Here is a 12,363-nt window from a genome sequence, read left to right as displayed (position 1 = left end):
TTGTCCTTCACAACAATTTTAAATTCTGCCCTTGAGACGTTCTTACTTTTTTTACTTATTTCAGATCAATTGAAAACAGACCGACGCCTAGCATTTTTATGGGCTGCTTTAACAGGTTTCCCTAAGAACAGTAGCTGGGGTCCGATTATTTTATTTTTTGGTTTTCTCCGCAAAATGAAGCGGATGTCTTCTCGACTTTTTATGGTAAAATAATTAACAACAGTCTCAATTAAAGGAAGAGGATGCATGTGAAAAATTGGCTGCCCATTTTGTTTATTGGCTGTGGTTTGTTTTGTGTCGCATATGGCGGATGGAAGTTATGGTCAATGCACAGCGCACAAAATGAGGCATTGAAGGAAGCCCATCAGCTTGTTGGTGCAGAAGGTGTAAAGAAAAAGGAGAGAAGCGAAGTTGTACCAAGCGACTTTCAACCGAAAATGGACGAGGTGATTGGCATTTTGCACATCCCGAAACTTAAAGCACAATTGCCGATCGTTGAGGGGACGGATGAAGACGAATTGGAGAAAGGCGTCGGTCATTACAGAGGCACTGCTTTTTCTGGGCAAAACGACCAAATCGTTTTATCAGGACATCGGGATACAGTTTTTCGCAATGTTGGCGATTTAAAAATTGGAGATGAACTCATTGTTGAAATGGAGTATGGTCGTTTCACATATTTAATTCAGGAAACAGAGATTGTTGATGCCGATGATCGAACAGTGATCCGATCTACTGCTCCAAACGAAGTTTTAACGTTAACAACATGCTATCCGTTCGGTTATATTGGAAATGCGCCACAGCGATATATTATTTATGCGGTACCGGCATAATTCAGTGGAAAAACGAGCCCTTGCTATAAAGCATCAAGGGTTCTTTTTTGTTTTAATAAAGTCATTCAGCCGTCTATCGGTAACTGTTCATTTAGCATTTGAATGAAGTTAAATGAGCGGTAATTGAATGATAAATTTGGGGCTTTAATCGCAGATTAAGGCGATGTCGATTTCAAATTATTTCATAGTAAGATCCAATAGGCATTCATAAATAAAAAATTCTAATTTTTGATCGGAGAGTTGTTCGAGTTTTGTTTTTCAATATTTCATTACTGTACACGTGCATGTATGCTGGATGTCTCTTGCAATTGGCAGTATATTTTACACTTTACATCTGCATTTTGCTGAAAAAAAGACTGCTAAACTGTCTGGATGAATAATATTGGATTACCTGTTATGACCAGAAACCCGGTTTTTTTCTATTGGCACCCAATGGTTCAGTTATTGCTGTGATTGGATATTTGCCATCGGATACAATGTGTTGCGTAGTTTGAAGAATTGACTTTGTCAATCATTTAAAATGCCGCCTCGGAATATATAACAATTTGTTTTTTATTCTAAAAACCTTTTTTCCCTTTTAACGCTAATAAAGTTTTACAAACAATTAATTTTTAAAAAAGTAGAAAAAGTATTGCTTTTTATTTTGTAATCGATTACACTAGATTACAAATCTAGCATAAAAAATAATACAGCCAAAGGATTTTTATCTAGGAAATGGAGATCTGGGTATGGTTAGAATTAGCGATGTTGCAAAAATGGCAAATGTGTCCACAGCTACTGTTTCCAGAGTTTTAAGCAATTCTGGGAACGTCAAAAAAGAAACGGCTGAAAAAGTATTGGAAGCAATCAAAAAGCTGAATTATCAACCAAATTTATTGGCTCGACAGCTGAGACGCTTAGAAACAAAAACGGTTCTTGTTGTAGTGCCTGATATAACAAATACATTTTTCTCAAAAATATTGAGAGGGATAGAGCAAGTAGCGATTGAAAACGATTACGAGGTCCTTCTCGGCGACACCGGGAATAGTTTAGAGCGTGAAAAAGGCTATTTAGATATATTGCGCCAGAAAAAAGCAGATGGAATGATTTTGTTGACCGCAAGACTTGAATCTCATTTATTAGAGGAGATTTCTCATGAATTCCCAGTGGTGCTCGCATGTGAATATTTGGAGGGATCGGATATTCCAACTGTTTCTATTGATAATATTAGCAGTGCCAGAAAAGCTACGGAATATTTGATCAGCTTGGGCCATAAACGAATAGGATTTTTATCAGGCCCAATGGACGTAATATTGAGCAGAGACCGCTTAAAGGGCTTCAAGCAAGGAATGATGCAGCATGATATTGCGATTGAACCGAATTTAATTCAAGAGGGAGATTTTTCATTTGAGAGCGGTTTTAATTTAATGACAAAACTGCTTGCGCTTACTGAACCGCCAACTGCTGTTTTTGCGTCAAGCGACGAAATGGCCATTGGAGCGATAAAAGCGATCAAAGCAAAAGGATTGAAAGTTCCAGATGATATCTCAATAGTTGGTTTTGACGATATTAAATTCGCATCTATTTTTGAACCTGCGCTAACAACTGTTTCACAGCCTATGTTTGAGATAGGTCAGAAAGCGATGGAATTATTAATAAAACTTATTCAGAAAGATAAGCTGGAAAAAAGCCAATATATATTAGAAGATCAACTGGTTATTCGCGAGACATGCAAAGAGAAGAAGAAAGATATGATTAAAATGTAATGGATTACAAAAATATACGCCTTATTTTCCTGATTTTTTTCATTTTAATGTAATCGATTTCATTTTATGGGAGGTGATGGCAGCTTTTCAATACGAATGGGGTAAAAAAGCAACTGATGAACATGTAAAAGAATTAGGAGGGGTAAAAATGAAGCTAGGCTACCAGACCAATACTTGGGGCGGTGTTGTTGGCCATCCGGCAGGGGTTACGTCAATTAAAGATCTTTACTATTTGGCAAATGGATCAACAGAAGAAGCATTAAAAGATATAGCTGCTTCCGGTTATAAAGGTTTTGAAATTTTTGACGGAAATTTGATGCAATATGTAGATAGAAAAAAAGATTTTCAAGCATTAATGAACGAGTACTCTTTAGATTTTGTGGCGGTGTATACAGGCGGAAATTTTATTTTTCCAGATATTTTGGAAGAAGAAATGTTGAAAATTGAAAAGGTTGCAGCATTTGCTTCCGAATTAGGCGCCAATCATCTAGTTGTCGGCGGGGGAGCTGTACGTTCAAACGGGATTTTAGAAAACGATTACATTCATTTGGCAAATGCATTAAATAAAGTTGTGGAGATTGCCCAAAAGTACGATTTAATCCCAAGTTATCATCCTCACCTGGGTACGATCGTAGAATCACCTGCTCAATTAGATAAGCTGATGCCTTTAACAACTATTAATCTATGTCCTGATACGGCGCATCTTGAGGCAGGCGGAGGCGATCCAATCGAAATTATCAAAAAATACTCATCTAGAATCAAATATGTCCACTTTAAAGATTATGATAATGGTCAATTTTTGCCATTAGGAAAAGGACACCAAAATTTTGAAGAGATGACGAGAGTATTGCAAGAATCTAATTATGACGGCTGGATCACGATAGAATTAGACAGCTATTCGGATCCAAAACAAGGTGCAGAAATCAGCAGAAATTATTTAAAAAATATTGGTTTGTAACATTTTATGAAAAGGGGATGGCTTATGAGAAAAATTTTCGCGATATTTTCCATATTTGCAATAATTAGCAGCCTTATTCTCGTCGGTTGTAATCAAAACAAATCAAACAATGAAAATAGCTCTTCTGATCAAAACAAATCATCATCTGAAGCTCCTGCATCAGGACCTATCACGATTAATAAGGAAATTTCAGATAATCAGTTAATTTTAAGTAAAGGCCCGCACGGGGAAACAGCAGTTTCCGCCAAAACATTGGAGCTGACCGAAGAGGAAATAGCAAAAATAAAACAAGGAAACTATAAAGCGGCGATTGTCATGCATTATGCAGGGAACGACTGGTCAACCGCCCAAATTGACGGGTTAAAAGCAACGTTTGAAAGAATGGGAATAGAAGTAGTGGCTGTAACGGATGCAGACTTTAAATCTGAAAAACAAGTTTCGGATATTGAAACAGTGCTTGCTAAAAATCCGGATATTATTGTCAGTATTCCAGTAGACCCGGTATCTACCGCTGAGGCTTATAAAAAAGCTGCTGAATCAGGCGTAAAATTAGTTTTCATGGATAATGCACCTCAAGGGCTAGAACATGGAAAAGATTATGTGAGTGTTGTTTCAGCAGATAACTACGGAAATGGAGTTGCAGCAGCTGAAATTATGGCTGAAAAACTGGGCGGTAAAGGGAAAATTGGAGTTATCTTTCACGATGCTGATTTCTTTGTGACGAAACAGCGTACAGAAGCTTTCGAAAAAACAATTCAAGAAAAATATCCTGATATTGAGATTGTTGCACGAGGCGGAATAACAGATCCAAACGATGGTGAAAAAGTGGCTTCGGGTATTTTAACGAAAAATCCTGATTTAGACGGCTTGTTTGTCGTTTGGGATGTACCTGCTGAAGGTGCACTCGCAGCAGCACGGACAGCCGGGCGTGACGATTTAGTTATTACGACCATTGATCTAGGAACAAATGTAGCTTTGGAAATTGCTTCTGACGGTATTGTAAAAGGATTAGGAGCGCAGCTTCCGTATGACCAAGGAATTTCAGAAGCTATTTTAGCTGGATATGCATTGTTAGGCAAAGAAACCCCTCCGTATGTGGCAGTTCCAGCTTATAAAGTCACAAAAGAAAATGTTCTTGAAGCATGGAAGCTTGTTTACCATAAAGAGGCACCAGATTCTATTCAGAGTGCAGCAAAATAATCATTATTCATTTTTTAAACTCAATGGGAGGTAAGGTTATGAAAAAGTTTAACATAGCAATGATCGGCGCTGGATTTATGGGGAAAGCCCATTCGCTTTCATATGCAGGTATGCCCATGTTTTTCTGGCCTGCTCCTGGAATCCCCCATCGCAAAACGGTTGTCGATGTTACGGATGAATTAGCAAAAGAGGCAGCTCAGCGTTTTGGTTTTGAAAGCTATTCTTCTAACTGGAGAGAGGTTATAGAAGATCCTGATATAGATATTGTTGATATTGTAACACCTAATGATACTCATGCTGAAATTGCCATTGCAGCGGCAAAGGCCGGCAAACATATAATAAGCGAAAAACCGTTGGCTAGAAATGCTGAAGAAGCAAAAAGGATGCTGGATGCTGTAAGAGAAGCAGGAGTTAAACATATGGTGGCTTTCAACTACAGAAGAACGCCAGCCGTAGCTTTAGCAAGAAAATATATTGAAGAAGGAAAAATTGGAAAAATACTGAATTTTCGCGGAACGTATTTGCAGGATTGGTCCGCAGATCCTCAATCACCTTTGTCCTGGAGATTCCAAAAAAAAGTTGCAGGTTCAGGTGCACTCGGAGATATTGGAACACATGTAATTGATTTTGCGCGGTATCTCGTTGGGGAGATCACAGATGTCATGGCAGTAACAAAAACATGGGTGCCGGAAAGACCGATTCAAACGAGCGGAGTTGATAAACTCGGCACAGTCAAAGGTGAGGCAGAGGCTCCTAAAGGTCAGGTTGACGTTGATGATGAATTTACAACGTTAGTAAAATTTGAAAACGGTGCCATCGGCAGTATTGAAGCAACACGTAATGCATGGGGAAGAAACAATTTCTTGACATTTGAAATCCATGGAGAAAAAGGGTCATTATATTTCAACTATGAACGACGTGATGAGCTGCAAGTTTGCTTTGCTGATGATCCAAGCGACAGCAAAGGATTTAGAACAATTTACACCGGTCCTGAGCATCCGTACGGTCAAGGATTATGGCCAATCCCAGCGTTGGGAATAGGGTATGGCGAAACAAAAATTATCGAAACTTATGATTTCATAAAATCCATTGTAGAAGATACTGAGGTTTCGCCGAATTTCTACGATGGCTATCAAATTGCCGTAATTTGTGATGCGATTTTAGAATCAGCTGAAAAAGGGATATGGGTAAATTTGAAATGAAAGAACAACTATTGAGGCTACTCTTGCATTGAGTAGCCTCAAATTAAAAGAAGGTGATCAAAATGGACAAACCTTTATTATCAATGAAAGGAATTTCAAAATATTTCAATGGCATCAAAGTTTTAGATTCAGTTGATTTTACTTTAAACAAAGGTGAAGTTCATGCATTGATGGGGGGAAATGGCGCCGGCAAATCAACATTAATGAAAATATTAACAGGCGTCTATCATGCTGACGAAGGTGAAATATATATTGAAGGAAACAAAGTAACGATTAAGGATGCGAACGATGCGAAAAATAATTATATTTCCATGATTTTTCAAGAATTTAGCTTAATCCCTTCACTGACTGTTGCTGAGAATATTTTTTTAGCCCGTGAGCCAAAAAATTCAATCGGGATAATAAATGATAAAAAGAGTATAGCCAAAGCAAAAGAAATACTCAAGGAAATGGAAATTGACATCAACCCTAAAGATATCGTCGGAGACCTTGGTGTTGGATACTGGCAAATGACTGAAATAGCAAAAGCTTTGTCGCATGAGGCAAAAATATTAATTATGGATGAACCTACATCGTCCTTAACGGAAAAGGAAACAGATGTTTTATTTAAAATCATCAATAAGTTAAAAAAGAAAGGTATTTCTATCATATATATCTCACACCGTATGGACGAGATTTTTAGAATATGCGATAAAATTACCATTTTACGTGATGGAAAAAAAGTTGCAACTGAACAATGTGATCAAATCGATATGGAAACTGTCATTCAGCATATTGTAGGGGATGATTTAGATAAATCGTTTGAATGGAAAGAAAGATATTATTCGACAGAGGGAACTCCTGTCTTAGAAGTCAAAAATTTAACTTCCGGCTCCAAAGTAAAAGATATCAGCTTTCAGCTCTACTCAGGAGAGATTTTAGGAATTGCTGGATTAATGGGGAGCGGAAGATCTGAATTAGCGCGTGCCATTTTTGGCATTGACCAAATAAATAAAGGTGAAATTTATATAAAAGGCAAGAAGCATACAATTAAAAGTCCATCAGATGCTGTAAATGCCGGCATAGCACTTGTTCCAGAGGACCGGAGACTGCAGGGGTTAATTCTAGATTATAGTGTAAAAGAAAATACGATTTTACCGATTCTATCAAAATTAAAAAAAGGAATTTTCATCGACCATCGCAAGGCTAATATGATAACAGAAAAATTTGTCAAAAGACTAAATATTAAAACAGATCATATTTTTAAAACAGCAAAGCTGTTGTCTGGGGGCAACCAGCAGAAAATTGTATTAGCGAAATGGCTTGCTAATGACCCTGAAATATTAATTTTAGATGAGCCTACGATCGGTGTAGATATTGGCGCAAAAACCGAAATCATAGATATTATTCGTGAATTAGCTGACAGCGGGAAATCAATCATCGTCATTTCTTCTGAGCTGCAGGAGCTGTTAGCCGTAAGTGATCGAATTCTAGTAATACATGAAGGAAGAAATGTCAAAGAACTAAAAAGAAAGGAAATTCATTCAGAGGAGGTTCTCCAGCATGCTATCCAAGGACATTAAATTTAATGAGCAAGATCAGTTGCAAAATAACCTAAGTCCTTCGAAACGATCAATGACATTTGATTGGCGCAATTATATTGTATATATAGCTTTTATTGGAGTGTTAATCTATTTTTCTGTTACGTTATATGACGAAGGTTTTTTATCAACATCAAATTTATTGAACATCGCCCGCCAAACGGCAATGATTTCGATTATGGGAGTTGCGATGACTTTTGTAATCAGCACGGGCGAAATTGATCTTTCTGTCGGATCTATTACGGCGTTATCCTCTTTAACAGCAGCATTAGCGCTGCAAGCTGGCTTCGGCTTGATCGGGGGTCTGGCAGCTGGATTAGGAACCGGTTTGTTAGTTGGATTAGTAAACGGTTTTCTAGTTACGAAGATCGCCATCCCCTCATTTTTAGTTACGCTTGGGATGATGGAAGCGGTAAAAGGCTTGGCGATGTGGATAACAAATACTGCACCAGTGCCGATTGTCCATTCTACGTTTAATTATTTATTTGGTTCAGGAGATATCGGACCGATTCCTATTTTATTGATTTGGACAGTTGTGATTACAGTTATCGGCCATATTTTATTGAAAAAAACCGCGTTTGGCAGGCAGACATTAGCAACCGGGGGAAATGAAATTGCTGCCAAATATACAGGAATCAAAACGAATCGAATTAAATTTATTGTGTTTCTAATTTCCGGTTTAATGGCAGGATTTGCTGGCTTATTATATGCCGGCCGGATGCATTCCGGGAGGTTTACATTTGGTGAAGGCGACGAACTATCCGTTATTGCTGCTGTAATTCTTGGCGGAACAAGCCTATTCGGGGGAGTCGGAACCGTTATCGGCACCGTTTTTGGTTCTATCATGATTGGAACAATAAACAATGGATTAATCATCATGGGGCTTGATGTAAGCCAGCAGATGATTATTAAAGGGTTGATCATCATTTTGGCCGTGGCGTTCGGAAGGAAAACGTTAAAAAAATAATCATCCAAAAGAAAAGGGGCATTGTTTATGTCAGTTATCAAAGTAGGCGTAATCGGGACAGGGTTTTCTGCCAAGTCGCACATAGAAGCACTGAGAAGATTAAATGGTGTTGAAGTGGCTGCAATTAGTGCCAGAACATTAGAGAAGGCAAAAAAAGCAGCCGAACAATTTGGGATCCCAAGGTATTATGGAAATGAAGATGATTTAATAAATGATCAAGAAATAGATGTCGTTCATAATTGTACTCCTAATTATTTGCATTATTATATCAATAAAAAAGTTTTAGCTGCCGGCAAGCATTTGCTGTCAGAAAAGCCGTTAGCAATGACGAGTGAAGAATCGAGTGAATTAGTAAGGTTAGCCGAAACAAAAAAGGTCGTCGCAGGAGTATGCTTCAACTACCGTCATTATCCGCTAGTTGCCCAAGTGAAAGAGCTGATGGCCAGCGATGAATACGGTCCGGCACATTTAGTGTATGGAACGTATCTTCAAGATTGGCTCCTGTATGATACTGATTACAACTGGCGTTTAAATGAGGAAAAAAACGGCAGATCACGTGCGATTGCTGACATCGGTTCCCATTGGTGTGATACTATTCAATATGTTCTCAATCAAAAGATTGTCGAGGTATTTGCTGATTTAAAAACGGTTTATCCTGTAAGGAAAAGACCGGTTGGAGAAATCGAAACCTTTAAAAGTGGAGGTCAAGATTCTTTCGAAGAAATAGAGATTAATAGCGAAGATTGCGGCAGTGTGCTGGTTCATTTTGAAAATGGAGCACATGGGGTATTCACCGTTTCGCAAGTAAGTGCTGGAAGGAAAAATTTCTTTACGTTTGAAATTGCCGCGCAAAAGAATACTATTTATTGGAATCAGGAAGAGCCAAACAAAATATGGATTGGACGCCGTGATCAGGCGAATATGGAGCTAGTACGGGATCCTTCCTTGCTGTCTGACTTTTCTTCTTCGCTGGCGCATTACCCTGGCGGTCATCCAGAAGGATGGCCAGATGGTTTAAAAAACTTATTCATTGATTTTTATAAAGCAGTAAAAGCGCATCCAAATCCAGCCTCTTCTTCCTTTGCCACTTTTGAAGACGGACACTACATTATGAAGCTGATTGAGGCTATATTAAAAAGCCACGAAGAGAAAAGATGGGTCAAGGTTGAGACAGGGGAGGTATTGAAATGAAATTAGGTGTTTTTACCGTACTTTACCAAGACCTGCCGTTCGAGGAAATGCTTGATAAAGTGCGAGAAATGGGGATAGAGGCGATAGAATTGGGGACTGGCAATTATCCGGGCAATAAACATTGCAATCCGGATGAATTGCTTGAAAACAGCATGAAACTAAAAGAATTTCAGCGGGCCATCGAAAGCAGAGGGCTGACGATAAGCGGTCTAAGCTTTCATGGCAACCCGCTTCACCCGGACAAGAAGTTTGCGGCTGAATCCCATGATGTATGGAGAAAAACAGTGCTGTTAGCAGAACGTTTGGAAGTATCAGTTGTGAATGGGTTTTCCGGATGTCCAGGCGATCATCCAAATGCGAAATACCCTAATTGGGTTACTTGTTCCTGGCCTCCGGAATATATGGAATTACTGGAATGGCAATGGAATGAAGTGACAATACCGTATTGGCGGGAGGAAGCAAAATTTGCCAAATTGCATGGTGTAAATAAAATTGCTTTTGAAATGCACCCAGGTTTTATTGTTTACAATCCTGAAACTTTATTAAAGTTAAGAGAAAATGTAGGGCCAAGTATTGGAGCGAATTTTGATCCAAGCCATCTCATTTGGCAAGGCATTGATCCTGTTGAAGCAATAAAAAAATTAGGACGTGAAAATGCCATATTTCATGTACACGCTAAAGATACTTATTTGGATCAAGCAAATATACAAGTGAATGGCGTTTTAGATACAAAGCATTACAGTAAAATTTTGGACCGATCATGGACATTTCGGTCGGTTGGCTATGGCCAAGGTGAAAAAGTGTGGAAGGATATTGTAAGTGCCTTGCGTGCTGCCGGATATGATTATGTTCTTTCAATTGAACATGAGGATATGCTGGCATCCATTGATGAAGGATTAGGAAAGGCAGTAAGCTTATTAAAGCAAATTCTTTTTAAAGAAGAAGTTGCTGAAATGTGGTGGGCATAACAGTCACATTGTAAAGGCAATCCCTAGGGAATTTTAAGAGTCCCTAGGTTTTTTTATTTGGGTTACGATGGGCATCACTTTTAATGCGAATTTTTTTGCGGAAAGTCCTCTGCAAATAAAAGCTTAGGATAATCATCTGTCTTTCTTAAACAATTACGAATAAAATTTATTCATTAAGCCATTTGTTTGTATGACGAGTGTAAAAAAAATAAATAATAAAATTTTCGTTATTAAAGAAAAAATGAAGATTGAATGATGAGAAAAACAAGAATTTCCAGCGTTTTCTGCGACGATCATAGATTTCATTAACTATATGTTTTTTTGACGAAATGAATAAAAAATATTGAAATTTTAAAAATTCAGATATATTATAATATTTGAAATATTAGTTCCGGAGGAAAAGGGAGGAGAAAAGATACCCAGGAAAATGAAAGCGTTTTAAAAAAAGGGGAGGCGAATTTTGAAAGCGTTTTACTTGACAAGTACGGGGGGATTTTGATGAAAAAGAAGTTATTTTTGATTATGCTAGTTGTTTTCTTAGCCGTTTTATCGGCTTGTGGCAACAGCGCGATTCAGTCAACATCGAAAAAAGAAGAAGGCGGGAGCAAAAGCGGAGGAACAATAAAAATTGGTGTGCTGCTTCCAGATTCGGGGGTTTATGCTTCACTTGGAAAGCATTTGCACAAAGGTATGGAGCTGTATTTTGACAGCATTGATTGGAAAATTGGCTCCAAAAAAATCGAAATTATTAAAGAAGACAGTGAAGCTGATCCGCAAGTAGCATTAAGGAAAGCGAGAAAATTGATTGATCAAGATAAAGTGGACATTTTAACAGGAACGGTAAGCACGGCGGTAGCCTATGCCATTCGCGATGAAGTGGATAAGAAAAAAATTCCGTTCCTTGTTTCGCATGCGGGAGGAAATGATTTAACGAGAAGCAAACGAAGTGACTATATTTGGCGTTCTTCTTTTTCCTCGTGGCAGATTGGCAATTCATTAGGAGAATGGGCGTTTCATAACGTAGGAAAGACAATGTACATTGCAGCAGCAGATTATGCGTTTGGACGGGAAGTATCTGAAGCGTTTAAAGAAGCTTATACTGCCGCAGGAGGAAAAATTGTCGGTGAAGTTTACCCGCCTCTCGGAAACAATGATTATTCCTCTTATTTGACCACGATTAAAAATGCAAAGGCTGAAGCAGTATATGCATTTTTCGCAGGAAGTGATGCGGTGAGATTTGTTCAGCAATACGATCAATTCGGGTTAAAAGAAGATAAGAAATTAATTGGTTCCGGCTGGCTTGTTTCAGAGGACGTGCGGAAATCACAAGGAAACGCAGGAGTTGGAACAATTTCCTCTATTTTCTGGGATTATAGTATAAAAACAGAAGAAAATAGACAGTTTAAAGAGGCTTTTGAAAAGAAATATAATGAACGCCCGACCATTGAAGCATTGGAAGGTTATGATGCTGCCAAAATTATCGCAGAAGCGCTGACAACGCTTGACGGCGACGCCTCAGATCCAGATAAAGTGGTAGAAGCGATTTCTAATGTTGAATTCATAAGCCCGAGAGGCCCGATTAAGTTTGACAAGGAGACCCACCACGTTATTCAAAACATGTATATCATTGAAACCAAGCTTGTGAATGGACAGACGGAAAACGAAGTGATCGAAATTATTGAAGAGGTGAGAGATCCAGGAAAATAGATAAAAAAAGAGGTG

10 protein-coding genes are annotated in these 12,363 nt (G+C 38.4%); all 10 read left to right on the top strand.

Features of this window, described 5'->3' with window-relative positions:
• Window positions 1-242 precede the first annotated feature (242 nt).
• Window positions 243-830 (top strand): class D sortase, encoded by a 588-nt coding sequence (locus NSQ94_RS18670; protein ID WP_144597633.1) that lies wholly within the window; start codon window positions 243-245, stop codon window positions 828-830.
• Window positions 831-1,558: 728 nt separating this feature from the next.
• Window positions 1,559-2,575, top strand: a complete 1,017-nt coding sequence (locus NSQ94_RS18665) for a LacI family DNA-binding transcriptional regulator (RefSeq protein WP_066251427.1) — start codon at window positions 1,559-1,561, stop codon at window positions 2,573-2,575.
• A gap of 76 nt (window positions 2,576-2,651) precedes the next feature.
• On the top strand, window positions 2,652-3,533 hold the full coding sequence (locus tag NSQ94_RS18660; protein WP_242009308.1) for a sugar phosphate isomerase/epimerase family protein: 882 nt from the start codon (window positions 2,652-2,654) through the stop codon (window positions 3,531-3,533).
• A 24-nt stretch (window positions 3,534-3,557) separates the two neighbouring features.
• On the top strand, window positions 3,558-4,733 hold the full coding sequence (locus tag NSQ94_RS18655; RefSeq protein WP_327859078.1) for a substrate-binding domain-containing protein: 1,176 nt from the start codon (window positions 3,558-3,560) through the stop codon (window positions 4,731-4,733).
• A 38-nt stretch (window positions 4,734-4,771) separates the two neighbouring features.
• Entirely contained in the window at window positions 4,772-5,935 is a 1,164-nt protein-coding gene (locus tag NSQ94_RS18650; protein ID WP_063389101.1) for a Gfo/Idh/MocA family oxidoreductase, read from the top strand.
• Window positions 5,936-5,997: 62 nt separating this feature from the next.
• Complete coding sequence (locus NSQ94_RS18645) at window positions 5,998-7,497, top strand: sugar ABC transporter ATP-binding protein (RefSeq protein ID WP_327859079.1); 1,500 nt, start codon at window positions 5,998-6,000, stop codon at window positions 7,495-7,497.
• Between the two features lie 52 nt (window positions 7,498-7,549).
• Window positions 7,550-8,482 carry an ABC transporter permease gene (locus NSQ94_RS18640; RefSeq protein WP_066251520.1) on the top strand — a complete coding sequence of 311 codons (933 nt, stop codon included), beginning with the start codon at window positions 7,550-7,552 and terminating at the stop codon, window positions 8,480-8,482.
• A gap of 27 nt (window positions 8,483-8,509) precedes the next feature.
• The gene (locus NSQ94_RS18635) at window positions 8,510-9,673 is read left to right on the top strand and encodes a Gfo/Idh/MocA family oxidoreductase (RefSeq protein ID WP_066251420.1); all 1,164 of its coding nucleotides are present in this window, start codon (window positions 8,510-8,512) and stop codon (window positions 9,671-9,673) included.
• Window positions 9,670-10,641, top strand: a complete 972-nt coding sequence (locus NSQ94_RS18630) for a sugar phosphate isomerase/epimerase (protein WP_066251416.1) — start codon at window positions 9,670-9,672, stop codon at window positions 10,639-10,641. The genes NSQ94_RS18635 and NSQ94_RS18630 overlap by 4 nt, the downstream gene beginning before the upstream one ends.
• Window positions 10,642-11,139: 498 nt before the next feature.
• Window positions 11,140-12,348 (top strand): ABC transporter substrate-binding protein, encoded by a 1,209-nt coding sequence (locus NSQ94_RS18625; protein WP_063389097.1) that lies wholly within the window; start codon window positions 11,140-11,142, stop codon window positions 12,346-12,348.
• The last annotated feature ends 15 nt before the right edge of the window (window positions 12,349-12,363 follow it).

It is taken from the genome of Aeribacillus sp. FSL K6-2833 (genome assembly GCF_037965815.1).
Lineage (GTDB): Bacteria > Bacillota > Bacilli > Bacillales > Aeribacillaceae > Aeribacillus > Aeribacillus composti.
Note: the sequence above shows the minus strand (reverse complement) of the source record. Positions and strands in the feature narration are given on the sequence as shown.